Source organism: Marivita sp., assembly GCF_022763305.1.
Lineage (GTDB): Bacteria > Pseudomonadota > Alphaproteobacteria > Rhodobacterales > Rhodobacteraceae > Marivita.
Genome location: NZ_JALEGT010000019.1, coordinates 91,586 through 116,790, shown reverse-complemented (window position 1 = coordinate 116,790; position 25,205 = coordinate 91,586). Strand labels below are relative to the sequence as shown.

Below are 25,205 nucleotides of genomic sequence, written 5' to 3'. Positions count from 1 at the left end.
TACTGCAGAAAATAGGGCAGACGGATACCTTCGTTTCGCACGGTGCAGAAGAGCAGGATGTCCGTCTTGCGAATTCGGTCGGTGCGATTGGACACAGGTTTCAGCTCGCGGCGTTTTCGGAACGCGCGGAACCTCCAGCGTTTGCGCTGGAGCCTTAGTCCATATCTTTGCACCACTCCCAAGAGTCAGCTGCCTGCCAATGTGGTCGCAAACCACGCGTAGGTATCAAAGACTTGTGAATAGTTTATTGAAATGTGCCTGCCAAGTCAGGGTCTCTAAAGACATCATCCCGTTCTGCTCACCGCCTTGATCCCGGCGTCTTTGCGCCAGTTTTTCAATCTCTTGGTGCCAAACGTAGCAATCGGACTCTTTCGCGTAAATGGGTCTTTCGCCGAGAACCTCACGAAATACAGGCAAAGGGTTGCAAATCAGCGGCACATTCAGCCGTGCGGCCTCGACCGCAGGGTAACCGAATCCTTCGGCATGGCTGGGAAACAACAGTCCGGTGCTGGCGTGCAAGAGGCCCCACATCTCGGCATCCCGCAGGTCGGACACCTCGTGCACGTTGGGAGGTGGCGCATCCAGCCGGGCGAAGACCTCTTCGTTCATCCATCCCCGGCGACCGCAGACAATCAGATGCGGATCATCCGGTCCCTGGAAACCTTCCCAAAGGTCCAAGAGAAAGCCGATATTCTTGCGTGGTTCGATCGTGCCAATCGCCATGAAATAGGCTTTGCCTGTCCAGGGCCCCTCGGGGGGTGTCTCAATGCGGATGTCGGGCAGACCGGGCAGGATCACATGCACAGTATCCGGGGGCAGCCGACTGGCGTGGCGCAGCACATGCTCCCGCGTGTCTGCGGAATTGCAAAAGACAAGATCCGCATGGCGATCCACCTTGTCAAAGAATGCCCGAAAGGCCTGGCGGGATTTCGGTGTCTGGAACTCGGGCCAGTCGAGCGGGATCGTGTCATGAATGTAGATCCCGATCCGAAGATCATCACAGCGTGCCAGCGCCGTTATCACACGGTCGTTGAACTGACTCTGTCCGACATTGAGATACACTGTACCCGGTGGAAGGTGTCGGCGCAGCATCTGGGGCAGTCGCGCTGGCACCGCGCGGTCGAGTGCGATCTTGCGCAGCCCGCTTTCCGTTGCTGCGCGCGCACCGTCGCCCCGATTCGACACGCGGGACAGAAGATCGGAATGCGTCCAGACAGGTACTTCGTTATGGGCCAACAGCTGGCGACATCCCGTCTTGTCGAGCAGTAGAAACCCCAAGCGCGTCCGAACCAGACCGTAGAGCGGTGCCGGATCGTCTATGAGATGATCAATGTAGGCCTGTTCGATCCGGTCGATGCCAGTCGGTTTCATCCGCGCACGGCGGACCGTGCGGGTCACATCCAGAAGATGTGCAGCTGCGGGGCTATGCGCAATTGATGTCACGGGTACGTGGCAACCAGTCGCCTCTTGTCGAGCAGCGGGGATACCTGACGTGATCCCTGGATACGAGCGCGCCACCTGACTCGATATGTCCTACGCTAACCGTTTTTCAACCCGTCTGGCTCACTCGGCCGCTTTCTCGATCTGCATGACGGAATCAAGGAAGCTGCGCAGATCGTCCTTCAGGTCATCGCGGGCCAGACCAAAGGCGACCGTCGCTTGCAGGAAGCCCGCCTTCGAGCCGCAGTCGAACCGCTGGCCACGGAAGCGATACCCATAAACACCTGTACCGTCGATCTCCTGGGCAATTGCGTCGGTCAACTGGATTTCTCCACCGGCACCGGTTTTCAGCTTGTTGAGGTTCTTGAGCACCTGCGGATCAAGGATATACCGCCCGATCACGGCAAGGTTCGACGGGGCGTCTTCGACCTTGGGCTTCTCGACCATGTTCTTGACGGACACCATTGCGCCCATATCGTCCTGCACGTCGAGGATGCCGTAGCTCGATGTCTTGTCACGTGGCACTTCCATCGCGGCGACCATGTTGCCGCCGGTTTCCTCGTAGGCTTCGACCATCTGCTGAAGGCATGGCTTTTCCGCCGAGATCACATCGTCCGGCAGCATCACGGCAAAGGGCTCGTCACCGATCAGACGCCGCGCGCACCAGACCGCGTGTCCCAAGCCAAGCGCCTTGTGCTGGCGCATATAGGCGATGGCGCCGCTTTCCATGTTGGTGGATTTCAGGTCTTCGAGAATGTCCAGTTTGCCCTTCTTGCGCAGTTCGCGTTCAAGAATGGGGGACTCGTCGAAATAATCCTCAAGCGCGCTTTTCCCGCGCGAGGTGATGAAGATGAATTCCTTGATACCCGCCGCGCGGGCTTCGTCGATGGCGTATTGGACCAGCGGACGATCGACCAGGGTCATGATCTCCTTCGGCACCGATTTGGTCGCCGGCAGAAATCGTGTGCCAAGCCCGGCAACAGGAAATACGGCTTTGGTTACTTTCTTACGCATCGGGCTGCTCCTCCGTATCGCGTCTTACTGCGCGTCGATGGTTACGTCACAAACTCGTACGTAAGTGTACGGCTTCGAACCCGAAATAATAAGGACTTTTGGCGAATTTATGTCTAATGATCCAAATCGAGCATTTTTTTTGACCTGATCCCGTGCAGGCGCGCCTGTGTCCGCCGCACCCGTTCAGCCTTTGACAGCATGCGGAACACGGGTTCGTCGCGCAGTTCGCGGCCGAAGATCCCTCCTGTGTGCAGCCAATACCCCTCGTCGACAAAGCGCACGTGGTGAAACCGCGCAGTGTGGGTATAGTCCAGAACCGTCACCCGATGTCCCTGCGCAACCAATGACTTGGACTTCGCGCGTGCGGCCGCCGAGCGTCCGTGATCGACCACAAGACACACATCTCTGGCTTCCGACTCTTTCTGGAAAATGTCGTTCAGGTGATGCAGCGTCTGCAAAACCGGGTCTGACTGCGGGCGCTGAAAGCCTTCGGCATATCCAGCCTTCAGGTCACGGATCATCCGCCAGGCCTGATCCGGAGTCAGACCTCCTCGTTGCATATGTCGCAGGATCCAGTGGCGACGGTCGGTCAGAAACTCCGCCCGCGCACGATCACGGTCCGCTTGCGGCGTGTGCTTGGCATGAAAGACTGCCGCCGATGCGGCGATTTCGAAGACGTGGCGGGGTGTACGATCAGCATCGCGGTAACGGCTTGGACCGCTGGCATGATGCACGATGGCCTTGGGCACAAAGGCTGTCTGCCCACCGCTGCGGGAAATCCGGTAGGTCAGATCGGTTTCGTCCAGATAGAACGCAAACCGCGGGTCAAAACCGTACATCCGCTCGACCGCTGAACGCCTCAGCGCCATGTTCGTGCCGTGCAACCTGGGAAGCCGGTCGTCCTCAGGCGCCACGATACAGACGGAATCGCCTTCAATGGCGGCCGGATGGCTGACCCCGGATGCGTCCACGCGCGCGGCTCCATGCTGCAGGGAAATGCCGTTCCGACCCAGTGTCACGCCGCCGGCCTGCTGAACCTCTGGGGCGTCAAAAGCCCCGGCCAGATGGGCGAGCCAGGTGGGTTCGGGCACCGCGTCATCGTCGATGAAGGCCAGGACCTCGCCCCGCGCCAGAGTTATGCCGGCATTACGCGCCTCCGAGATGTTGGCGCGATCAAAGTCGATCACCCGCACCCCTGCGGCCTCACGAGCGACCGCAGCTCCTTTGGGGCAGGCCACAACGATGGTCTCGAATCTGGGGTAATCCAGTTGCCGGACCGCCAGAAGACAGCGTCGAAGCCAGTCGGGCCGATCACGGCTGACGACGATGACGCTGATGGCGGGCTCTGCCATCGTCCCGTTCAGACAGGGCTCAGGTCGATGCCCGGTGCCGTCGCGACGAAGAACGGATTGGCAAAACCGGGCTTGCCATAGGCAAGCGGCTCCAGATCATCAAGCCGCAACACCCGCCCGCCTGCGCCGGTCAGAACCGCGTGACCCGCAGCGGTGTCCCACTCCATCGTCCGGCCAAGACGCGGGTAAAAATCCGCTTCTCCCGTCGCAACAAGACAGAACTTCAGTGACGATCCCGCGCTCTTGCTGTCCTTGACGGCATATCGGTTGATGTAATCGTCGGTCGCCTGATCGCGATGGGATTTCGACGCCACCACCATCAAAGCCGCGCTGTCCGGATCCGAGACTTGGATGGCCTTTGTGGCGCCTGGTGTCTGCTTGTCGAAGGCGCCGGTTTCCTCGACACTGCGACCAGAGGCGTCGGTATAGAAGAGCCGATCCTTCGCAGGCGCATAGACCACACCCCGCGTCGGGACACCGTTCTCCACGAGCGCGATATTGACGGTAAAGTCGCCCCGGCGATTGATGAACTCCTTGGTGCCGTCCAGCGGATCGACGATCAGGAAGTCACGCACATCAAGATCATGGGTGTCGGCCTGTTCCTCGGTGATCAGGGCGATTTCCGGGAACGCAGCCCGCAGGCCAGCCGAAATCAACGCATCCGCCGCCTCGTCCGCCGCCGTGACCGGACTCGCGTCAGATTTCGCGCGAATGTCGAAATCATCCGCCTCATAGATCTCCATGATCCTGTCACCGGCCTCGAGCGCAAGGCGTCGCATCGTCTGTGTCAGGGTTTCGTAATCCATGCGGGTCGGTCCTCGGGTCGATTGATTTACAGGCGCGCCTCTCTTATCATTGCCTTAACAAATGTCCGCAACAACAGTCAGGTCAATTGACGGAAAGACGCGGGCGACGGCAGAGGCAGACCGGCCATGTTTCAGAAATCGGTTCCGACGAACAATGTGTCGTCAGCGTTCCAGATCCTTGAACTGATCTACCACAACACGGTGCGCTCCGTGCGCAAGACCCACGGCAACGCGTTCATGTCGATTGCCGTCAGTGTCTTCCAGTCACTGCTTTTCGTGCTCTTCTTCTATGTGATGTTCAGCATCATGGGTATGAAAAGCCTGGCCCTGCGGGGCGATTTCGTCATCTTCCTGCTGACCGGCATCTTCATGTTCATGACTCACAACAAGGCGGTGGGTGCAGTCCTTGGCAGCGAAGGCCCCTCCAGCGCGATGATGCAGCACGCGCCAATGAACACTTTCATTTCCATCGTCTCCGGCATGCTGTCTGTCCTTTACATCCAGATGCTGGCCATTTTCTTCATCCTCTTTGTCTATGACGTTGCGATGAACCCGTATGTGCTGACCGAGATCGTCGATCCGGCACCGGTGATGGGGATGCTTCTGCTGTCATGGTTCTCCGGCGGCGCGGTCGGTATGGTCTTTCTGGCGATGAAGCCATGGTTGCCCGGCCTCACGTCGACCCTGTCCAACGTCTACAAGCGCGCCAACATGATCGCATCGGGTAAGATGTTTGTCGCCAATTCCCTGCCTTCCTTCATGGTGTCCATGTTCGACTGGAACCCGCTTTTCCACACGATCGATCAGGCGCGGGGCTTTGCGTTCATCAACTACGTGCCGCGCAACACGAACTGGGAATACGTGGTCTACCTCTCGCTGACCCTGCTGATGATCGGTCTCATGGGCGAATTCTACACCCGCAAACACGCGTCGGCCTCGTGGTCGGCGCGGCGCTGATCAGGTCACAACCCGCAGAGTCAGTTTGATGCGGCCCCCTTTTGGCATCAGGGTAGAACTGTTCGGGCGAATGCGGTCGATCCCGTGATAGGCCAGCCGGGCAGCGCCGCTCATCACCACAACATCGCCGGATCGAAGCCAAACCGACTCGGTCTTGCCGCCGCGGGTCGGATTGCCCATCCGGAACAATCCCTCATCCCCGAGTGAGACTGACACCACCGGCTGAGTCAGATCGGCCTCGTCCCGGTCCTGATGGAGGCCCATCCGGGCTGATGCGTCATACCAGTTGATCAGGCAGCATTCCGGCGCCCGCGCGTCAGGTACAAGATCCTGCCACATCCGCAACAGCCGATCCGGAATCGCGGGCCACGGGACGCCCGAAGGATGCCGGGCTTCGTACCTGTAGCCCTTGCGGTCACTGATCCAGCCATATCGACCAGCCGCGCTCATCCGCACGGACATCGGCTTGCCCCGAGGCGTCACCGGCTGGATCAGCGGCGCATGGGTCAGGACCTCCCGCAGGTCTGACACAAGTGCGGCCTGCGCGTCAGGTGGGAAATATCCGGTGTGAATCGCGAAGTCTCGGACATGCAATACGGTCATTCTCCAAGGATAATGCGGGCAACCGGGGAACACATACCGAATTTTCAGAAAGTCGCGGTAGATGCGGCGCTTGCAGGCGTCCGGATGCCTCCTTATATACCCTCCGGACCCGCTGAACCGAATGGTCGGCGGAATGAAATGCGGGGCGGGATGCCGGAATGGGTCTTCGTCTCGTGACATCGCCTTAAGACATGAAGGGATCGAAAACATGGCCAAAGTGATTGGTATTGACCTCGGAACAACCAACAGCTGCGTCGCGATCATGGATGGATCGCAGCCGCGCGTGATTGAAAACTCCGAAGGGGCGCGCACAACCCCGTCCATCGTGGCATTCACCGACGACGAACGCCTCGTCGGTCAGCCGGCAAAGCGTCAGGCTGTCACCAACCCCGAAAACACCGTCTTCGGCGTCAAGCGCCTGATCGGTCGCCGCAACGATGACGCCGATCTTGCGAAGGACCGCAAGAACATGCCGTTCGAGGTGATCGATGGCGGCAATGGCGACGCATGGGTGCGCGCCAAGGGTGACAAGTACAGCCCCTCCCAGATTTCCGCCTTCATCCTGCAGAAGATGAAGGAAACCGCCGAGTCGTATCTTGGCGAAGACGTAACGCAGGCGGTCATCACCGTTCCGGCGTATTTCAACGACGCACAGCGTCAGGCAACCAAGGACGCGGGCAAGATTGCGGGCCTCGAAGTGCTGCGGATCATCAACGAACCGACAGCCGCCGCGCTGGCCTATGGTCTCGACAAGAAAGACAGCAAGACGATCGCGGTCTATGACCTTGGCGGTGGTACGTTCGACGTCACCATCCTCGAAATCGACGACGGCCTCTTCGAAGTGAAATCCACCAACGGCGACACCTTCCTTGGTGGTGAAGACTTCGACATGCGGATCGTCAACTACCTTGCCGACGAGTTCAAGAAAGAGAACGGCGTCGACCTGACCAAGGACAAGATGGCGCTCCAGCGTCTCAAGGAAGCTGCGGAAAAGGCCAAGATCGAGCTTTCGTCCTCCAGCCAGACCGAGATCAACCAGCCGTTCATCTCGATGGACAGCAAGACGGGCCAGCCGCTTCACCTCGTGATGAAGCTGACACGCGCCAAGCTGGAAAGCCTTGTTGGCGACCTCATCAAGGCGTCGATGAAGCCGTGTCAGGCCGCTCTGAAGGACGCAGGTCTGTCGACCTCCGACATCGACGAAGTCGTGCTGGTCGGTGGTATGACCCGCATGCCGAAAGTGGTCGAGGAAGTGACCAAGTTCTTCGGTAAGGAGCCGCACAAGGGTGTGAACCCGGACGAGGTTGTGGCGCTGGGCGCGGCCATTCAGGCTGGCGTTCTGCAAGGTGACGTGAAGGACGTTGTCCTTCTCGACGTGACCCCGCTGTCGCTGGGCATCGAAACGCTGGGTGGCGTGTTCACCCGCCTGATCGACCGCAACACTACGATCCCGACGAAGAAGTCGCAGATTTTCTCGACCGCCGAGGACAACCAGAACGCCGTGACGATCCGCGTGTTCCAGGGGGAACGCGAGATGGCGGCCGACAACAAGATGCTCGGTCAGTTCAACCTCGAAGACATCCCGCCCGCACCGCGCGGCATGCCGCAGATCGAGGTGACGTTCGACATCGACGCCAACGGCATCGTGTCCGTGTCGGCCAAGGACAAAGGCACCGGCAAGACGCAGAACATTACCATTCAGGCGTCCGGTGGTCTGTCCGACGAGGACATCGAGAAGATGGTCAAGGACGCAGAGGCGAACGCCGAAGCGGACAAGGAACGCCGCGAAATGGTCGAGGCCCGCAACCAGGCCGAAAGCCTCATCCATTCGACCGAGAAGTCGGTGGAAGAGCACGGCGACAAGGTTGACCCGACCACGGTCGAAGCAATCGAATTGGCCATCGCGGCGCTCAAGGATGATCTGGAAGACGAAAAGTCCACCGCCGACAAGATCAAGTCGGGCATCCAGAACGTGACCGAAGCGGCCATGAAGCTGGGCGAAGCGATCTACAAGGCGCAGCAGGAAGAGGGCGACTCGGAACCCGCTGCGGCAGACCGTGGACGCGGTGACGACGATGATTCCATCGTCGATGCCGATTTCGAAGATCTCGACGACAACAAGCGCGCCTGACGCTGGTTGGGCGGAACCGAAAAGGGGCCGGTCCGGACACCGGGCCGGCCTCTCTCGTTCCGTAGAAGGAGGGCATGATGTCCAAACGTGACTACTACGAAGTGCTCGGCCTCAAGAAAGGCGCTTCTGCTGACGAGATCAAGAAAGCCTATCGCGCCAAGGCGAAAGAGCTTCATCCCGATCGCAACGCAGACAATCCAAAGGCGGAAGAGCAGTTCAAGGAAGCGAACGAGGCCTACGAGGTTCTCAAGGACGCTGACAAGAAAGCGGCCTATGACCGCTATGGCCACGCGGCCTTTGAAGGCGGCATGGGCGGCGGTGGTCGTCCCGGTGGCTTTGGCGGCGGCGGACAGGGCGATTTCGCCAGCGCCTTTTCTGACGTGTTCGACGATCTCTTCGGTGATTTCATGGGCGGCGGCCGTGGTGGCGGGCGTCAGCGCGCTTCGCGCGGGGCCGACCTGCGCTACAACCTGCGTGTGACGCTTGAAGATGCCTATGGGGGTCTGCAGAAGACGATCCAGGTGCCAACCTCGGTCCAGTGTGGGTCTTGCAACGGTTCTGGTGCCGAAGGCGGGGCCGAACCCACGACCTGTCCCACCTGTTCCGGCATGGGCAAGGTTCGTGCGACCCAAGGGTTCTTCACTGTCGAACGCACCTGTCCGACCTGTTCCGGTCTGGGCCAGACGATCAAGAACCCCTGCAAGACATGCAGCGGGGCTGGCCGCGTCCAGAAAGAGCGTGCTCTGTCCGTGAATATCCCGAAGGGCGTGGAAACCGGCACCCGTATCCGTCTTGCTGGTGAGGGTGAGGCGGGTCTGCGCGGCGGACCTCCGGGCGATCTCTACATCTTTATCGAGGTGGCCAAGCACGATCTTTTCGAACGTGATGGGGTGCACCTGCATTGCCGCGTGCCCGTATCGATGACCGTTGCCGCCCTGGGTGGCAATATCGAAGTGCCCAGCATCGACGGCGGTCGCAGCCGTGTCGCTATCCCGGCAGGAAGCCAGTCCGGCCGCCAGATGCGCCTTCGCAGCAAGGGCATGCCCGCGCTGCGTGGTGCAGGGCAGGGCGACATGTTCATTGAACTCGCGGTGGAAACACCGGTCAATCTGACCGCAAAGCAGAAAGAACTGCTGCGTGAATTCGAAGAGCTGAGCGAAGACAACAACCCGGAATCCAAGAGCTTTTTCAAATCTGTAAAGGGCTTTTGGGATTCGATGAAAGGCTGATGATAAGGCTCCGGAGACTCTTCGGGGCCTTTCATCGTTTCGGGCCATACAGGATTGCTTAGCCTTTTCTTAACGATCCACGCGCCATGATCAGCACATGGTGCAGTCTCGTCCTCCACAACCTTCGCTCTTCGAAGCCGCGGCTTTCGCGCCCACGCCGCCGTCCAAGAGCGACGCAATCAGGAAAAAACAGCCGTCCTATATCGATGGTCATCGCAAACGCCTGCGTGCCCGTTTCATTGCAGGTGGTGCCGATCCGCTGCCCGATTACGAACTGCTCGAACTTCTCCTTTTCCGATCGCTTCGGAATGGCGATGTGAAACCGGTCGCGCATCGTCTGATCGCCACTTTCGGTGACTTCAACTGCGTCTTGTCGGCACCCATCGATCGCCTGAAGGAGGTGGAGGGCGTGGGTCCCGAAACCGCGTTCGACCTCAAACTGATCGAAGCCGCGACGCACCGCATGTCCCAGGGCAGGGTTCTGAAACGCCCTGTCATCTCAAGCTGGGATGCGCTGCTCGACTATTGCCGTGTGACGATGTCCCATCGTGACACTGAACTCTTCCGCGTGCTGTTTCTGGACCGCAAGAATGTCCTGATCGCGGATGAAATCCAGGGCAAAGGCACGGTCGATCATGTCCCCGTCTATCCGCGCGAGGTGATCAAACGCGCGCTGGATCTGAACGCGTCGGCACTGATCCTTGTGCACAACCACCCCTCGGGTGACCCGACGCCTTCAGGCGCCGATATCGACATGACCGAGACCATCCGGCGGGCCTGCGAAGGGATGGGCATTACCCTGCATGATCATTTGATCATTGGAAAATCGCGCGAGGTCAGCTTCAAATCCGAAGGCTATCTCTAGCGCACCCAGACCTCGACCCGCCGGTTCACCTGCCGTCCCCAGCTTGTGTCGTCACAGGCCATCGGCATTGCTTCGCCGAATGCGTCAGTCGACAGCTGCAGCTGTGACAGATCGGCTGTTTCTACCGCGGCCTCGATCGCCTGTTTCACGGCCTGCGCTCTTTGCTGCGCAATGCGCAGATTGCCTTCCGCCGGGCCTTCGCCATCGGAGAATCCGACGAACACCAACTGCCGCCCGTCATAAACTCCGGCCTCGATCGCATGGGCCAACTGCTGCACGTTCGACCGTGACTGGGCGTCCAGCCGTGCCGCCCCTGCCTCGAACCGGAACGAGGTGGACAGGCGCCGCAGTGGGGCCAGCGTATCGACCATCCGCTTCAAAGCCAGCAAATCCGCCTCGCCCTCGGCCACGCGGATGGCATTGGCGAACCGGTCCCCCTGCGCATTGAGCGCTATCTCTTCGGGTGCCTGATCCACGAACCCGGCCCGCCGCGTGATGATCTGTGCAGGCGCGGTACGCGCATAAGCCAGAAAGTCCCGCGCCAGCTTGGGCAAGCGTCGCGCTGGAATGTAGAGGAACATCGGCGCGGTCAGCGGGTAATCCTCAGTCTTGATAGTCAGCCGATTGGCGCGCAACTGGAACCCGCAGGTCCCGGTCAGCGCCAGGGGCTTGCTGTTGCCGATTTCTGAATAACTCGCCACTCCCAGCGCAAGCTGGTCGCGCGCCACCGCGTCGGCCAAAGCCACATTGGTCGCATGCCGTATCACTTCGTCCGTCAGGCGCAGCCCGGCTTGCTGAAGCACGCGATCTTCGACCGCCTGTGCGATGCCGGACTGAGCGTCACGCATGTGGATCGTGATTGGTGCATCCGGCCCGCCCAATGTGCGCCAGTTGTCGATCTGACCGGCCAGAATCCGCGCCAGATCCGACACCGATACAGCCGCCACAGGATTGGTTGGCGACACGATCACCGTCATTGCGTCCAGCGCCAGAACCCGACTGCGGTTCAGATCGTCGAGCTGCCCGAGTCCGACCTCGGCCGCAAGGGACAATTCGCCCGGACGAATCTCGCGCAGCGCCATCACGAGGTCCGCCTCGTCAGCCAGCAGATCGGCAAAGCCCTCATCGGTGCTGGTCACGCGGAATCGGAACCGGCCGACCGGCGTCTTCCCTTCGGGGCCGGTCAGGACATAGTCGAAATGCGCCTCGTCCCGGGTGATCCGCTCTGCCTTCAGGCCGGACTGCAGCGCAAAGCCTTCGACAAGTGCGGGCATCAGCACATCTCCGATGGTCGAAGATCCGGAAATCGAGAGTTCGGCCACGAATGGGGTCAATGACGGACATCCCGGCCCTTCGCAGAGAACGCCCGATCCATCGACGGTCAATTCACCATACTGGGTCTCGACGCGGTAATATTCGCCGTCAAAGCCCAAAAGGGTGCCCGACAATTCGATCGCTCCATCGCGCGACCGCAGCGTCACGTCATCCGCGCGCGAGGCGCTCGCACTCACTACAAGGAAAAGTGCGGCCAAAAGCGCCGCACAGAACTGTTTCATCTCACAAAGAGCCTTTGACCCGCCCGCCTATTTTGCAGCGATTGTCAGGTCTTCGACGAGATTTTTCAACAGCAAGAAATCCCCGACGGCATCGCAACCTGGCACGTCGATGGTCAGCTCTTTTGACGACAGCGTGCCGCCATTGCGAATCTCGAGGGTCTGCGCCTCGACGCTTCTGTCGCAGTTCGACGCGATGATTTCGGCCTCGACGGTCAGCGCGACCGTACCCGACGCCTGCGTCATGCCGGAGGGAAAGGTATAGACCTCGGCCAGTAAGGCATCCGGCGCGTCGACCCGGCCCAGCGTGGTCAGAAATCCGCCTTGCCCGGTTGCGGCACGGCTCGGTTCTCCACTGGCGCCATGCCAGATATGGCCGTCCGTGAAATACTCGGCATCGAATTCCCGCGCATGCAGCTGCAGCCCGGCATCGCCACGCCATTGCAGGACAACGCGATCATAGAAGGGGACCGAACTTACCTCGGTCATTGCAACCGCACCTTCGCCATCCAGGAAAGACGCAATCACAAGGGCCTGTTCGGACAGGGCGGGAACATCGAGAGACAGGCTGCCATCGGGCTGCATCACGGTCGTGAACATCAGCCCGTTGTGATGCAGGGTCACGCGTTCGCTGCCATGGCAGGGGGCCGTGATCTCGACCGACATCATCGCGCCCGCCGTCGGCGTCGCGGTCATTGCGACGTCACAGGCAAAACCGGTGTCGACCGGCGCTTCGGGAATCGCGATCTCGGGGGTTTCGATGACAGGTGTTACCGCGGCGGACACGATAGTGTCGGGAAGTGATGCGACCATGGGCATATCGACCGGCACCAGGTCGCGGGGGGTCGAGGATACAGGTTGCACATCGGACACCACCAAAGGCACCTGTGTGACGCTGCGCGGCTTCGACGATGGCCAGGACTGCATCACCAGCCCGATCCCAAGCGCCGCGCAAAGCGTGATGGCTGCGATACGAATAGTGAACTTCCTGTCCATGACAGACTCCCGATACACAACATGCACGGGAAGAAATGCCAAAGGATTTGGGTCTGCCTAGGGCAGCGAATGGGTCACTTTGGGACGGGATTGTGGCAGGACGGCCTTAGGCCAGCCGTCCATGACAATGCTTGAACTTCTTGCCGGATCCACAGGGGCAGGCATCGTTCCGGCCCGGATTGCCCCAAGTCGTGGGATCGGCTTCATCGAAGCCGTCAATGGCGGCTTCAGTGTCAACTGGCGGAGTGCCCGGCTGTGCCGTGGCCGCTTCGGCGGCGCGCGCCATCGCGGCCTGTTGCGCGGCCATCTGTTGAAGCATCGCCTTCTGCTCTTCCTCGGTCATCGGGCGAACCTTGCCCAACTGCTTGCTGACGTCCTCACGCAGACTGTCGAGCATGGATTCGAACAACTGGAACGCCTCGGACTTGTACTCGTTCAGCGGATCGCGCTGCGCATATCCCCGGAATCCCACGACCGATCGCAGATGTTCCAGCGTCAGCAGGTGTTCGCGCCACTTGCTGTCAATCGTCTGCAGCAGCACCTGCTTTTCGATCTGGCGCATCGTGTCCGCGCCAAAGGCCTCGGCCTTTTTCGCCATCATCTCGTCCGACGCGTCCTCGAGCCGCTCGCGGATCACCTCGGCATCCACACCCTCTTCATCTCCCCAGGCGACGACAGGGGCGTCAACACCAACCAGCTCTTTCACGGCCTCGTGCAGGCCTTGGGTATTCCACTGATCTGCATAGGTTTTGGGGGGGATGTAAGTGTCCACCAGATCGTCGATCACCTGATGGCGCATGTCGCGGGCGATTTCGGACAGATCCTGCGCTTCCATGATCTCGCGGCGCTGGCTGAAGATCACCTTCCGCTGATCGTTCATCACGTCGTCGAATTTCAGAAGTTGCTTGCGGATGTCGAAGTTGCGCCCCTCGACCTTGGCCTGCGCGCGCTCGAGCGACTTGTTCACCCACGGGTGCACGATCGCCTCGCCTTCCTTCATGCCCAGCGTAGACAGCACCTTGTCCAGCCGTTCAGAGCCGAAGATACGCATCAGATCATCGTCCAGCGACAGGAAGAAGGACGACCGGCCGGGGTCACCCTGACGGCCCGAGCGGCCACGCAACTGGTTGTCGATGCGGCGGCTTTCATGGCGTTCGGTGGCCAGAACGAACAGACCTCCCGCAGCCTTGACCGCCTCTTCGTCGGCGGCATGCCCCTCTTCGATCCGCTTCCGGATCGCCTCGGGGTCACCTTCGGGATCGGCGGCAATCGCTTCCATGATCTTGAACTCGACATTGCCGCCCAGTTTGATGTCGGTCCCGCGACCGGCCATGTTGGTGGCGATGGTGATCGCGCCCAGCTTGCCGGCATCGGCGACGATCTGCGCTTCCTGCTCGTGCTGGCGCGCATTTAGGACATTGTGCTTGAGCCCGGCTTGCGTCAGCAACTGGCTCAGCATCTCGGACTTCTCGATCGAGGTCGTGCCCACCAGAACAGGCTGCCCTTTGGCGTGGGCCTCTTTGATCTCGGTGACGATCGCGTCGTATTTTTCCTTGGCCGTGCGATAGACCTTGTCGTCCTCGTCGATCCGCGCAATCGCCCGGTTGGTCGGCACTTCGACAACACCAAGCCCGTAAATCTCGGCGAATTCGTCGGCCTCGGTCGCCGCCGTACCGGTCATCCCGGCCAGCTTTTCATAGAGACGGAAGTAGTTCTGGAACGTCACCGACGCGAGCGTGACGTTCTCGGGCTGGATCTTGCAGCCTTCCTTCGCTTCGATTGCCTGATGCAGACCCTCGGACAGACGCCGCCCGGCCATCATGCGACCGGTGAATTCGTCGATCAGCACCACTTCGCCATCGCGGACGATGTAATCCTTGTCCTTCTGATACAGCTTGTGCGCCCGCAGACCCTGGTTGATGTGATGGATCAGCGTGGTGCTTTCCGGATCGTACAAGGATTGTTCGTCAGGCAGCAGGCCAAGCCCGTGCAGCGTTTCCTCGAGGTATTCGTTCCCTTCGTCGGTGAAGGTCACGTTCCGCGTCTTTTCATCCAGCGTGAAATGTTCCTCGGTGAGGGACGGAATCACCTGGTCGATGGCCACATACAATTCGCTGCGGTCCTGTGCCGGGCCGGAAATGATCAGCGGCGTCCGAGCTTCGTCGATCAGGATGGAATCCACCTCGTCGACAATCGCCATGTAATGGTCCCGCTGATACATCTGCGTCAGTTCGGACTTCATGTTGTCGCGCAGATAGTCAAAGCCCAGCTCGTTGTTGGTCGCATAGGTGATGTCGCAGGCATAGGCGGCCTGCTTTTCCGCGTCCGGCTGGCGCGGATAGACCACACCCGTGGTCAACCCCAACGCGCCGTAAACCTTGCTCATCCATTCGCTGTCGCGTTTGGCAAGGTAATCGTTGACCGTCACGATATGCACGCCGCGCCCCGTGAGCGCGTTCAGGTAGGCCGGGAAAGTCGCGACCAGCGTCTTGCCCTCACCCGTCTTCATTTCCGAGATGTTGCCCTGATGCAGGAAAATCCCGCCCATCAACTGCACATCGAAGGCCCGCAGCCCCAGCGCGCGCTTTGCCGCCTCGCGGCAGTTGGCAAACGCCTCGGGCAGAACGGCATCCAGTGCTTCGCCATTGGTGATCCGGGCCTTGAATTCAGCCGTTTTTTCAATCAGCTGCGCATCGTTCAGTTTTTCGAACTCCGCTTCCAGTGCGTTGATCTTTTCGATCAGCGGGCGCGTCGCCTTGACTTTGCGGTCATTCGGCGTTCCGAACACCTTGCGCGCGACTTTACCTAATCCCAGCATGCAACCACTTTCAGCTTTGACATCTTCGTGTGCGGCATCTGCTTGCTCGCCTCGCACACAGCCCATATGTCACAGGGGAACGACTGGCTTCGCAGAGCCTTGTGGCGATGTAAGGTCAGACAAATACACTGTCAATGTCGCCCCAACGGTACCGGCGGCTCTGGAAGGATAAACATGACGAATCTCATCACGAAACTCTCCGCAAGCGCGCTCGCGCTGATGCTGGCCATGCCGGTTCAGGCGCAGGATACGCTGACGGCAGACTCGGTGGTGGCCACGGTCAACGGCACCGAGATCACGCTGGGTCACATGCTGATGATCCGCGCCTCCCTGCCCGAACAGTACCAGCAGCTTCCCAGCGATGTGCTTTGGGACGGCATCATGGATCAGATCGTCCAGCAGACGGTGCTCAGCCAGCAGGAGGGCAGCGAGGAAACCCGTCGCATCCAGCTTGCCCTCGAAAACGAACGGCGTGCCCTTCTGGCGGCACAGGTCATTGAAGGCATCGTTGACGACGCCGTCACCGACGAAGCCGTTCAGGCATTTTACGAAGAAACCTATGTGAACGGTGACAAGACCGAGGAATTCAACGCCTCGCACATTCTTGTCGAGACCGAGGAAGAGGCTGCCGCCATCGTCGAGGAACTCAATGGTGGGGCTGATTTCGCCACCGTCGCACGCGAGAAATCCACTGGCCCCTCCGGCCCGAATGGCGGTCAGCTCGGCTGGTTTGGTCCTGGCATGATGGTCCCCGAGTTTCAGTCCGCTGTCGAAACGCTCGAAGTAGGCGCGATTTCCGGTCCGGTGCAGACGCAATTCGGCTGGCACGTCATCACGCTGAACGAGAAGCGCCTCCAGGAAGCGCCTGCTCTGGACAGCGTGCGTGCAGAAATCGAAAATCAACTCAGCCAGCAGGCGGTCAGCCAGAAAATCGACGAACTGACCAACGCCGCTGATGTCACCCGCACCGCCAAGGAAGATGTCGACACATCTGTCCTCGGCAATCTCGGTCTTCTGGAGGACTAAGAATTGGCCAAGATCACATCGGTTTCGCCCCTCGCGCCTGCCAGCTTCCCAACGCTGCCGGTGATCAAGGGCGCAAGGTTTGCAACCGCGGCCGCGGGCGTGAAATATGCCGGGCGAACCGACGTGATGCTGGCCGTTCTTGACCCCGGCAGTTGCGTGGCGGGGGCATTCACCAAGTCCGCCACGCGATCCGCCAACGTACTGGACTGCCAATCGAAAATCCGGCTTGAGGACGCAGGCGGCGCTGCCATCATCGTCAACTCCGGCAATTCCAACGCCTTTACAGGCCGGGCAGGGGACGAGTCTGTCCAAGCCATTTGTGCCGAGGTCGCCCGCGTGACCGGCCTGCCCGCCACCCGCGTTTTCACAAGCTCCACCGGCGTCATCGGCGAACGCCTCCCGCATGACCGCATCGCGGCCAAGGTCGAAGAGCTGTATGGCAATCTGGACGAGTCCGGACTGCCGAACGCCGCCAAGGCGATCATGACCACCGACACCTTCCCCAAAGGATCGACCACCAGCGTCGAACTGCCGGGAGGCACCGTGACCATCGCCGGCATTGCCAAGGGTTCGGGCATGATCGCGCCCGACATGGCGACGATGCTGGTCTATATCTTCACTGATGCCAAGATCGCTCAGACCGATCTTCAGGCCTTCGTGTCCGAGATCAACGAAAAGACCTTCAACAGCATCACCGTCGACAGTGACACCTCCACCTCCGACACTCTGTTGGTCGCCGCTACAGGTGCGTCGGGTTTGACAGTCGGTGCAGAAGACACCGCCTTCCGCGACGCGCTGCACCATGTCATGTTGGACCTCGCTCATCAGGTTGTCCGCGACGGCGAGGGGGCTACCAAGTTCGTCGAAATCACAGTCACTGGCGCGCTCAACGATGCCGACGCCAAGACTCACGCCATGTCCATCGCCAATTCGCCATTGGTCAAAACTGCCATCGCGGGGGAAGACCCCAACTGGGGCCGCGTTGTCATGGCCATCGGCAAATCCGGCGCACCCGCCGACCGCGACACGCTCAGCATTTCGTTCGGGGATGTCAAAGTCGCCACCAACGGCTGGGTCGATCCGGACTACCGCGAGGAACAGGGCGCGGCGATCATGAAGCAGGAAAACATCGCTATGACCGTCGATCTGGGCATGGGCAGTGGACAGGCCACCGTGTGGACCTGCGACCTGACGCATGGCTACATCTCGATCAACGCCGATTACCGCTCGTGACCGTTGTTCTTGTTTCCGCGGTTGCGCTCATCGACCCCGATGGGCGCATCCTTCTGGCCCAGCGGCCCGAAGGCAAATCCATGGCGGGCCTGTGGGAATTCCCCGGCGGCAAAGTCGAACCCGGTGAGACCCCCGAACAGGCGCTGATCCGCGAACTACACGAAGAACTGGGCATCGACACGTGGCAAAGCTGTCTTGCCCCGCTCACCTTCGCCTCGCACAGCTACGAGAAGTTCCACCTGCTGATGCCGCTCTTTGCCTGCCGCAAGTGGAACGGCACCCCCGAATCACGTGAGGGACAGGCACTCAAATGGGTGCGGGCCAATCAGCTCAAGGACTATCCCATGCCTCCGGCGGATATCCCCTTGATCCCGATTCTACGTGACTGGCTCTGACCAAATCGTCCCAAACGCGCAAAACTTGCGGGCGGACGTCTTTTTTTCTGGCAAAGAATAAGGCGGCGTTCTACTTAAACTGTGTTAGACCTTGGGGGAGATTTGACATGCTGAGAACAATCATCATCGGAAGTTGCATGTCTGTGCAGGGGATTCTTGAAAAGACCCTGCCCGATGGGCGCATTTCTGTCCGCGTCGGAAGCCGCATCTTTACAGGTCTGCCGGTCGCATCGCGCGGCTGATCCTTCGGGATCATCGGAAAAAGAAAAAGGGCAGCGGTGACGCTGCCCTTTTCTGTGTCTGGTGACACGCCGGATCAATCCAGCGTGCGTTCCACTTCCTGACGCTCGAAGATTTCGATGACATCGCCCTCGCGGATATCGTCGTAATTCTCGAATGCCATCCCGCATTCCTGACCGGATTGCACCTCGGGAACCTCGTCCTTGAAGCGCTTGAGCGTCTTGAGCGTGCCTTCGTGGATCACCACGTTGTCGCGCAGCAGGCGCACACCGGCGCTGCGGCGGGCCACACCTTCGGTGACCAGACAGCCCGCGACCTTGCCCACGTTCGACACCTTGAAGACTTCCTTGATCTCGGCATAGCCGATGAAGGTCTCCTTGATCTCGGCGCTAAGCAGACCAGACGCCGCCGCTTTCACATCGTCCACAAGGTCGTAGATCACGCTGTAATAGCGGATCTCGACGCCCTTCTGGTTCGCCGTATTCCGCGCAGACGCATTGGCACGCACGTTGAACCCGATGACGGGACAACCCGACGCTTCGGCAAGGCCGATATCGGTTTCGGTGATGGCACCCACGCCCGAATGCAGCACGCGCACGCGCACTTCGTCGTTGCCGACTTTCTCCAGCGCCTGAACGATCGCTTCCGCCGACCCCTGCACATCCGCCTTGACCAGCACAGGAAGCTCGGAGACGTTCTCGTCGTCCTTCGCCTTTTTCATGAGCTGTTCCAGCGTTGTCGCCGCACCAAGGGCAGCCCGCTTTTCTTTTGCGACGTTCGCACGGTATTCCGCGATCTCGCGCGCCTGCGCTTCGGTTTCGGTCACGTTCAGCACGTCACCCGCTTCGGGTGTGCCGTTCAGACCCAACACCTCGACAGGTACCGACGGACCGGCTTCCTTGACGCGTTCGCCCTTGTCGTTGATCAGCGCCCGGACCTTGCCGTACTGCTCGCCCACGACGAAGATGTCGCCCTGACGCAGCGTCCCGGTCTGGATCAGAACAGTCGCCACCGGGCCACGGCCCACGTCAAGCTGCGCTTCGATCACCGCACCCTGCGCCGACCGATCCGGGTTTGCCTTGAGTTCGAGGATCTCCGCCTGCAGCGCGATCGCTTCGAGCAGGTCCGACAGGCCCTGACCGGTATGCGCCGACACTTCCACGTCCTGCACATCACCGGACATCTGCTCCACGACAACTTCGTGTTGCAAGAGGTCGGTCCGCACCTTGGTCGGGTTGGCGCTTGGTTTGTCGATCTTGTTGATCGCCACGATCATCGGCACCTTGGCCGCTTTCGCGTGGTTGATGGCCTCAACCGTCTGCGGCATCACCGCATCATCCGCTGCAACCACGAGAACGACGATGTCAGTCACCTGAGCACCGCGCGACCGCATCGACGTAAACGCCGCGTGGCCCGGAGTGTCGAGGAAGGTCAGAACTGCGCCATCCTTCGTCGTCACCTGATAGGCGCCGATATGCTGCGTGATCCCGCCCGCTTCGCCCGACGTCACGTTGGTTTCGCGGATCGCATCTAGCAGCGACGTCTTGCCGTGGTCGACGTGACCCATGATCGTGATGACCGGCGGACGCGGCTTGAGGTCTTCCGGAGCGTCCTCGACCTCCTTGATCACATCCTCCACATCGGCATCCGAAACGCGCGTCACCTTGTGACCGAACTCTTCGATAATGAGTTCCGCAGTATCTGCGTCGATGGTCTGGTTCTGGGTCGCCATGATGCCGTTCTGCATCAGCGCCTTGACCACATCGCCCACACGTTCGGCCATCCGGTTGGCCAGTTCGGCCACCGTGATCGCTTCGGGCAGCTGCACGTCGCGCACGACCTTTTCGCGCGGCTGGTTGCCGCCCATGGCCTTCTGACGCGCCCGCTCCTGCTTGCGCTTCATCGCCGCCATGGATTTCTGACGGCCACCTTCGCCACCCAGCGCCTGATTCAGCGTCAGCTTGCCGGAGCGACGCTCGGAATCGTCGCCCTTGCGGCGGCCGCGCTGCTCTTCGCGTTCCCGTTCGACCTTGCGCGGCGCAGGCTGCTGCGCGGGTTTCGGGCCGGCAGCGGATTGACGCGACACAGCCGGTTCAGCCGGTGCGGCCTCGGCCTGCTTGGCCGCTTCCGCGGCTTCACGCGCCTTGCGCTCTTCTTCTTCGGCCTTCTGGCGCGCACGCTCTTCGGCCTCGCGCTGCTCGCGCTCCTTGGCCTCTTTTTCGGCGCGCATCCGCTCGCGCTCTTCAGCGCGGGCTTTCTCTTCGGCTTCGCGCTGCGCGGCTTCTTCGCCTTCGCGGGCCTTCGCGGCCTGAAGCGCCTTCAACCGGCGTTCCATCTCCGCATCGGAAATGCCTGCGGGGCGTTTGTTCCCCGCTGCGGCCACAGCCGCGCTGGCAGACCCGCCCGAGGCAGACTGGGACGCGCCGGGTTTCGGCACCACAACGCGCTTGCGCTTGGTCTCGACCACGACGTTCTTGGTCCGTCCGTGGCTAAAGCTCTGCTTCACGTTCCCGGAACGGGGACCGCCGCGCAAACCCAATGTCTTTTTGCCGTCGTTATCGCTCATTTAGCTCTTTTTTCCTTCCCAGCGGCCCCTGCCGCTGTCTTTGCATCAGACGTTCCGATGCGAAAGCCCTTCAATCTTTGGGCTTCCTCTACAACACGTTGCGTGAGTCCACCAGCGCCAAGCGCGGCATGTATCACAGTTTGTCGCCCAAAGGCCATTCCAAGCTCGTCCGCCGTGAGCCAGCCGATGTAATGGCCGTAGTGCGGCGTGCTGAGTTTCGATTTCCCGCGACTCGATCCATCGGTCGCCTGCAACAGCACTTCGGCTGTTTCCTTGGACAGGACGTCCTTGACCTTTTCATAGCCAGAAACCGCCACGCCGGATTTGCGGCTGAGACTTATCAGATCGATAACACGGCGTGCAAGCTGCTGCTCGATATCGGAAACAAGGCTGTCGGAGACGCGCAGTTGCGTTTTCGCTGCCCTGTGAAACATGTTCTTTTTCACCGCCGTTTCAAGGGCGGTGCGCGTTGCCGTCACCCAGATACCCCGACCCGGCAGCTTTTCCGCCAGGTCGGGAACCAGTTGATCGTCGGGACCGACGACAAAACGGATCAGCTCGGCCTTCGGGCGCACCTCTCCGGTCGCAATGCACTTGCGTTCCGGTCCGCTCTCCCGATCCTTGTCTCTTCCGCCGCGTGTCACGTCTGTCGTCGTCCCTCAAGTCAAGGCAGGTCAGGCCTGCTCGTCTTCCATATCGCCAAGGTCTTCGCCTTCGGTCTCTTCCTCAAGCTCGGTCGGATCGACCCAGCCCAGAAGAACGCGCGCGGTCATGACCAGATGCTGTGCTTCGTCCAGCGACATGTCGAAGGGCTCCAGCAGACCTTCGTCCTTGTGACGCTCGCCGTTTTCGGTCGTCCAGCCACCGGCCAACTCCCAATCCGCGCAGGTCGCAAAATCCTCGAGCGTCTTGACGCCATCCTTGGCCAGCACTTCGATCATCTGCGGTGTCAGACCTTCGAAATTGATCAGGCTGTCATCGGCACCCAGCGCACGGGCGTTTTCCAGCGCCTTCTTGGCCTGCTCTTCAAGGTATTCGCGGGCACGGGTCTGAAGCTCCTCGGCGGTGCCTTCGTCCACACCGTCGATGACCAGAAGTTCGTCCAGCTCGACATAGGCGACTTCTTCAAGGTTGGTAAAGCCTTCGGCCACCAGAAGCTGGGCAAAGAACTCGTCCAGATCCAGAGTGTCCATGAACAGCTGCGTGCGCTCTTCGAACTCTTTCTGACGACGTTGCGATTCCTCTTCCTCGGTCATGATGTCGATGTCGAGGCCCGTCAGCTGCGACGCCAGACGCACGTTCTGACCGCGGCGACCGATGGCGAGCGACAGCTGCTCATCCGGTACGACGACTTCGATGCGCTCCGCGTCTTCGTCCAGAACCACCTTGCTCACTTCCGCAGGCTGCAACGCGTTCACAAGGAAGGTCGGCACATCTTCGTTCCACGGGATGATGTCGATCTTTTCGCCCTGCAGTTCGTTCACAACCGCCTGAACACGCGAACCGCGCATACCAACGCAGGCCCCAACCGGGTCGATCGACCCGTCATAGGAAATGACGGCGATCTTCGCGCGCGATCCCGGATCACGGGCAACCGCCTTGATCTCGATGATGCCGTCATAGATTTCCGGCACTTCCATCTTGAACAGTTCCGCCATGAACTCGGGCGCGGTCCGCGACAGGAAGATCTGCGGACCACGGGTCTCGCGACGCACGTCCTTGATGTAGCAGCGGATGCGGTCGCCATTGCGATAGCTTTCGCGGCCGATCTTTTCGTTGCGGCGCAGGATGCCTTCGCCCCGGCCCACATCGACGATGACGTTGCCGTATTCCTCGCGCTTGACCACACCGTTGATGATGGTGCCCGCGCGATCCTTGAATTCTTCGTACTGACGGTCACGCTCGGCTTCGCGCACCTTCTGCAGGATCACTTGCTTGGCCGACTGTGCCGCGATCCGGCCCATTTCCACCGGGGGCACTTCCTCGGTGAACATGTCGCCCACCTGCGGGCCACCCGCGAAATCGGTCAGCGCCTGACCATCCCGCATCCAGACCGCGTTCTGGTTCGGCTTCGGTGCCTCGAAATAGGGCTTGGCGCTGTCGATCGTGAACTCCGCCTGGTAGTTCTCGTACTCTTCTTCATCGACCACGGTGCGGACGCGGGTAAAGGTCGCGCGACCGGTCTTGCGGTCGATCTTCACGCGGATGTCCATCTCGGACCCGTAACGCGACTTGGCAGCACGGGCGAGGCTTTCTTCCATCGCCTCGACGACCAGTCCGGGGTCGATCATCTTCTCGCGCGCCACCGCTTCGGCGGTCTGCAGCAGTTCCAACTGGTTGGCGGAAGTGATTGCCATGCGGTTTACTCCTCTTCGGGCCCTTCGGCCTCAATCACGTCGTCAAATTTGGTCTCGTCAAAGCCCTGCGCCTTGCGGGCCTTCAGCATTTCCTTGATCAGCTCGTCGGTGAGGACCAGCTTGGCATCGGTCAGCCAGTCGAACTTCAGCCCAACGGTGCCTTCTTCGATATTGATCAGCACCTCGTCGTCCTCGACCCCGGCCAGCACACCCTTGAAGCGCTTGCGCCCGTCGATCATCTCCGAGGTCTCGATCTTGGCTTCATAACCTTCAAAGGTCTCGAAGTCCTTGAGCCGGGTCAAAGGCCGGTCGATGCCGGGCGACGACACTTCCAGTGTATAGGCATCCAGGATCGGGTCCTCGACATCCAGAGTCGCGCTCACGGCGGTGCTGATGGCGGCGCAGTCATCGACCTCGATCCCGCCTTCGGGGCGTTCGGCCATGATCTGCAGCGTGGGCGACTTGCCGCTCATCAAACGGATGCGCACCAGTTCGAACCCCATGTCCTCGATGACAGGGGCAACGATCTCGGCCAGTCGTCGGTCCATCGCGGCTTTGGCGATCAGGTCAGACATTGTGATGCAGGTCTCCAGACACAAAAAAACGGGCGCGCGGCCCGTTGAATAATTCGGTGGGTGCCGACCGAAGCCAACACGCCGCTGTTGAGATGCGTATACGGAGCATGGTCCGAGTCTGCAAGGCCTTTTGCGCTGATGCACATGTCCGCTTCGTCTGCGCCTGATTCCATTGCGATCGGCTCAGCGCACTTCGGAACCCCGACCATCGTCGCGAATTCAGGCCTTTGGACCCCGAAAACCCTGCCGGAACTGCCGATTTCAAGCGCGAACGAGAGTCTCCGGCTCTCTTTCGTATGCGCCCCGTTTACGGGGTTTGCGGTGCTTTTACAGTCACCGCATCCCTCCTCCAGAAAGAACCCGAGATGCCTCTCTTCAAGAAACAGGTCTGTGCAATCAGGCGAAGTGAAGCTGGTTGTTCAATGTGTAGTATTCGCGGAATCGTCGAAGGCACGTATGTGCATGTCGAAAGTGGCTGGCAGCCCGTTGAGACCCTCGACCATCTGGATCGCTGGGCCGTGCTGTCAGGGGGATATCGCCCCGCCACACGGCTCAGCTCGCACGAAGTCTGGCAGGACACCCGCGATTGCCCGTCGGTGGCACGTCCGCTCATCGTGCCGCAAGGCGCGTTGGGCAATGATGAACATCTCTGGATGCAACAGGACACGCGCGTCATCCTGCAAAGCGCTCCGTTCTCCGATCTGGTTGGTACAACCCATGTATCGCTCAGGGCTGGCGATCTGATCGGCGAGCGCGGGATCGAACTGGCCGACACACCGCCCACACGCGCCTTCATTTACCGCGTCTTCTTTGATGAGATCGACGCGGTGCAGATCGCCGGTGGGCTTTGGCAGATGTGTGCGCCGACCTGCAATAACCTCAATCTGTTCTCGATGGGCGATTACGATCAATGCCGGATCGGTCGCCATGTGGTGCGACACCTGACCCGGGACGAGGCCTTGATGTTCCTTCTGGCGCAGGATGCCGCCGGGACGCATGACATCACCCAAGGCATCAGACACACCTTCGCCTGACCGCGGTTCAGGACC

General features: G+C 60.4%; 21 protein-coding genes and 1 pseudogene. 9 read left to right on the top strand and 13 right to left on the bottom strand.

The window, feature by feature from the left end:
- The 5 genes and pseudogenes from MRY75_RS03885 to cysQ all read right to left on the bottom strand — a co-directional run.
- A pseudogene (locus MRY75_RS03885) lies at positions 1-182 on the bottom strand (glycosyltransferase family 2 protein); the annotation flags it as partial.
- Positions 183-225: 43 nt separating this feature from the next.
- Positions 226-1,398 (bottom strand): glycosyltransferase, encoded by a 1,173-nt coding sequence (locus MRY75_RS03880; RefSeq protein WP_292305834.1) that lies wholly within the window; start codon positions 1,396-1,398, stop codon positions 226-228.
- 165 nt (positions 1,399-1,563) lie between these two features.
- A complete protein-coding gene (galU, locus tag MRY75_RS03875; protein WP_292305833.1) occupies positions 1,564-2,454 on the bottom strand; it encodes a UTP--glucose-1-phosphate uridylyltransferase GalU in 891 nt (296 codons plus the stop codon).
- Positions 2,455-2,567: 113 nt separating this feature from the next.
- Positions 2,568-3,806: a glycosyltransferase gene (locus tag MRY75_RS03870; protein ID WP_292305832.1), complete on the bottom strand. Its 1,239-nt coding sequence runs from the start codon at positions 3,804-3,806 to the stop codon at positions 2,568-2,570.
- Between the two features lie 8 nt (positions 3,807-3,814).
- Positions 3,815-4,612 carry a 3'(2'),5'-bisphosphate nucleotidase CysQ gene (cysQ, locus tag MRY75_RS03865; protein ID WP_292305831.1) on the bottom strand — a complete coding sequence of 266 codons (798 nt, stop codon included), beginning with the start codon at positions 4,610-4,612 and terminating at the stop codon, positions 3,815-3,817.
- Between the two features lie 126 nt (positions 4,613-4,738).
- On the opposite strand from cysQ, the gene MRY75_RS03860 reads away from it, so the two are divergent.
- A complete protein-coding gene (locus MRY75_RS03860; RefSeq protein WP_292305830.1) occupies positions 4,739-5,569 on the top strand; it encodes an ABC transporter permease in 831 nt (276 codons plus the stop codon).
- Here MRY75_RS03860 and MRY75_RS03855 read toward each other — a convergent pair whose 3' ends face one another.
- A complete protein-coding gene (locus MRY75_RS03855; RefSeq protein WP_292305829.1) occupies positions 5,570-6,172 on the bottom strand; it encodes an alpha-ketoglutarate-dependent dioxygenase AlkB in 603 nt (200 codons plus the stop codon). It lies immediately after the preceding gene.
- A 208-nt stretch (positions 6,173-6,380) separates the two neighbouring features.
- On the opposite strand from MRY75_RS03855, the gene dnaK reads away from it, so the two are divergent.
- The 3 genes from dnaK to radC all read left to right on the top strand — a co-directional run bounded on the left by dnaK (position 6,381) and on the right by radC (position 10,397).
- The gene (gene dnaK, locus MRY75_RS03850; protein ID WP_292305828.1) at positions 6,381-8,303 is read left to right on the top strand and encodes a molecular chaperone DnaK; all 1,923 of its coding nucleotides are present in this window, start codon (positions 6,381-6,383) and stop codon (positions 8,301-8,303) included.
- Positions 8,304-8,380: 77 nt separating this feature from the next.
- Positions 8,381-9,532 (top strand): molecular chaperone DnaJ, encoded by a 1,152-nt coding sequence (gene dnaJ, locus MRY75_RS03845; RefSeq protein ID WP_292305827.1) that lies wholly within the window; start codon positions 8,381-8,383, stop codon positions 9,530-9,532.
- A 97-nt stretch (positions 9,533-9,629) separates the two neighbouring features.
- The gene (radC, locus tag MRY75_RS03840) at positions 9,630-10,397 is read left to right on the top strand and encodes a DNA repair protein RadC (protein ID WP_292305826.1); all 768 of its coding nucleotides are present in this window, start codon (positions 9,630-9,632) and stop codon (positions 10,395-10,397) included.
- Here radC and MRY75_RS03835 read toward each other — a convergent pair.
- From MRY75_RS03835 to secA, 3 genes are all read right to left on the bottom strand, one after another.
- Positions 10,394-11,953, bottom strand: coding sequence for a phosphate ABC transporter substrate-binding/OmpA family protein (locus MRY75_RS03835; RefSeq protein ID WP_292305825.1), 1,560 nt, complete (start codon positions 11,951-11,953; stop codon positions 10,394-10,396). The two genes, radC and MRY75_RS03835, sit on opposite strands and share 4 nt — an antisense overlap.
- A gap of 27 nt (positions 11,954-11,980) precedes the next feature.
- The gene (locus tag MRY75_RS03830; protein WP_292305824.1) at positions 11,981-12,946 is read right to left on the bottom strand and encodes a translocase; all 966 of its coding nucleotides are present in this window, start codon (positions 12,944-12,946) and stop codon (positions 11,981-11,983) included.
- Positions 12,947-13,052: 106 nt separating this feature from the next.
- Positions 13,053-15,764, bottom strand: coding sequence for a preprotein translocase subunit SecA (gene secA / locus MRY75_RS03825; RefSeq protein ID WP_292305823.1), 2,712 nt, complete (start codon positions 15,762-15,764; stop codon positions 13,053-13,055).
- A 174-nt stretch (positions 15,765-15,938) separates the two neighbouring features.
- Between secA and MRY75_RS03820 the strand changes: the two genes are divergently transcribed.
- The 4 genes from MRY75_RS03820 to MRY75_RS03805 all read left to right on the top strand — a co-directional run bounded on the left by MRY75_RS03820 (position 15,939) and on the right by MRY75_RS03805 (position 18,660).
- Entirely contained in the window at positions 15,939-16,790 is an 852-nt protein-coding gene (locus MRY75_RS03820; RefSeq protein ID WP_292305822.1) for a peptidylprolyl isomerase, read from the top strand.
- A 3-nt stretch (positions 16,791-16,793) separates the two neighbouring features.
- Positions 16,794-18,023 (top strand): bifunctional glutamate N-acetyltransferase/amino-acid acetyltransferase ArgJ, encoded by a 1,230-nt coding sequence (gene argJ / locus MRY75_RS03815; protein ID WP_292305821.1) that lies wholly within the window; start codon positions 16,794-16,796, stop codon positions 18,021-18,023.
- Positions 18,020-18,418: an 8-oxo-dGTP diphosphatase MutT gene (mutT, locus tag MRY75_RS03810; RefSeq protein WP_292305820.1), complete on the top strand. Its 399-nt coding sequence runs from the start codon at positions 18,020-18,022 to the stop codon at positions 18,416-18,418. The genes argJ and mutT overlap by 4 nt, the downstream gene beginning before the upstream one ends.
- Before the next feature lie 107 nt (positions 18,419-18,525).
- Positions 18,526-18,660 (top strand): hypothetical protein, encoded by a 135-nt coding sequence (locus tag MRY75_RS03805; protein WP_292305819.1) that lies wholly within the window; start codon positions 18,526-18,528, stop codon positions 18,658-18,660.
- 74 nt (positions 18,661-18,734) lie between these two features.
- Here the strand turns inward: MRY75_RS03805 and infB are convergent, their stop codons facing one another.
- The 4 genes from infB to rimP are packed head-to-tail and all read right to left on the bottom strand — an operon-like array spanning position 18,735 to position 24,156.
- A complete protein-coding gene (gene infB / locus MRY75_RS03800) occupies positions 18,735-21,224 on the bottom strand; it encodes a translation initiation factor IF-2 (protein ID WP_292305818.1) in 2,490 nt (829 codons plus the stop codon).
- Entirely contained in the window at positions 21,221-21,868 is a 648-nt protein-coding gene (locus tag MRY75_RS03795; RefSeq protein ID WP_292305817.1) for an RNA-binding protein, read from the bottom strand. Before MRY75_RS03795 ends, infB begins: the two co-directional genes overlap by 4 nt.
- Positions 21,869-21,898: 30 nt before the next feature.
- Positions 21,899-23,581, bottom strand: coding sequence for a transcription termination factor NusA (gene nusA / locus MRY75_RS03790; protein ID WP_292305816.1), 1,683 nt, complete (start codon positions 23,579-23,581; stop codon positions 21,899-21,901).
- A gap of 5 nt (positions 23,582-23,586) precedes the next feature.
- Positions 23,587-24,156 carry a ribosome maturation factor RimP gene (rimP, locus tag MRY75_RS03785; RefSeq protein ID WP_292305815.1) on the bottom strand — a complete coding sequence of 190 codons (570 nt, stop codon included), beginning with the start codon at positions 24,154-24,156 and terminating at the stop codon, positions 23,587-23,589.
- A gap of 422 nt (positions 24,157-24,578) precedes the next feature.
- Between rimP and MRY75_RS03780 the strand changes: the two genes are divergently transcribed.
- Positions 24,579-25,190, top strand: a complete 612-nt coding sequence (locus tag MRY75_RS03780; protein ID WP_292305814.1) for a Hint domain-containing protein — start codon at positions 24,579-24,581, stop codon at positions 25,188-25,190.
- Positions 25,191-25,205 lie beyond the last annotated feature (15 nt).

What these genes read in the sequence shown, in the direction of transcription:
- nusA (WP_292305816.1), bottom strand. Translation starts at nt 23,581, where the DNA reads ATGGCAATCACTTCCGCCAACCAGTTGGAACTGCTGCAGACCGCCGAA.
- dnaK (WP_292305828.1), top strand. Translation starts at nt 6,381, where the DNA reads ATGGCCAAAGTGATTGGTATTGACCTCGGAACAACCAACAGCTGCGTC.
- secA (WP_292305823.1), bottom strand. Translation starts at nt 15,764, where the DNA reads ATGCTGGGATTAGGTAAAGTCGCGCGCAAGGTGTTCGGAACGCCGAAT.
- galU (WP_292305833.1), bottom strand. Translation starts at nt 2,454, where the DNA reads ATGCGTAAGAAAGTAACCAAAGCCGTATTTCCTGTTGCCGGGCTTGGC.
- infB (WP_292305818.1), bottom strand. Translation starts at nt 21,224, where the DNA reads ATGAGCGATAACGACGGCAAAAAGACATTGGGTTTGCGCGGCGGTCCC.
- rimP (WP_292305815.1), bottom strand. Translation starts at nt 24,156, where the DNA reads ATGTCTGACCTGATCGCCAAAGCCGCGATGGACCGACGACTGGCCGAG.
- MRY75_RS03830 (WP_292305824.1), bottom strand. Translation starts at nt 12,946, where the DNA reads ATGGACAGGAAGTTCACTATTCGTATCGCAGCCATCACGCTTTGCGCG.
- cysQ (WP_292305831.1), bottom strand. Translation starts at nt 4,612, where the DNA reads ATGGATTACGAAACCCTGACACAGACGATGCGACGCCTTGCGCTCGAG.
- MRY75_RS03870 (WP_292305832.1), bottom strand. Translation starts at nt 3,806, where the DNA reads ATGGCAGAGCCCGCCATCAGCGTCATCGTCGTCAGCCGTGATCGGCCC.
- MRY75_RS03860 (WP_292305830.1), top strand. Translation starts at nt 4,739, where the DNA reads ATGTTTCAGAAATCGGTTCCGACGAACAATGTGTCGTCAGCGTTCCAG.
- MRY75_RS03835 (WP_292305825.1), bottom strand. Translation starts at nt 11,953, where the DNA reads ATGAAACAGTTCTGTGCGGCGCTTTTGGCCGCACTTTTCCTTGTAGTG.
- MRY75_RS03855 (WP_292305829.1), bottom strand. Translation starts at nt 6,172, where the DNA reads ATGACCGTATTGCATGTCCGAGACTTCGCGATTCACACCGGATATTTC.
- MRY75_RS03805 (WP_292305819.1), top strand. Translation starts at nt 18,526, where the DNA reads ATGCTGAGAACAATCATCATCGGAAGTTGCATGTCTGTGCAGGGGATT.
- radC (WP_292305826.1), top strand. Translation starts at nt 9,630, where the DNA reads ATGGTGCAGTCTCGTCCTCCACAACCTTCGCTCTTCGAAGCCGCGGCT.
- MRY75_RS03820 (WP_292305822.1), top strand. Translation starts at nt 15,939, where the DNA reads ATGACGAATCTCATCACGAAACTCTCCGCAAGCGCGCTCGCGCTGATG.
- dnaJ (WP_292305827.1), top strand. Translation starts at nt 8,381, where the DNA reads ATGTCCAAACGTGACTACTACGAAGTGCTCGGCCTCAAGAAAGGCGCT.
- MRY75_RS03780 (WP_292305814.1), top strand. Translation starts at nt 24,579, where the DNA reads ATGTGTAGTATTCGCGGAATCGTCGAAGGCACGTATGTGCATGTCGAA.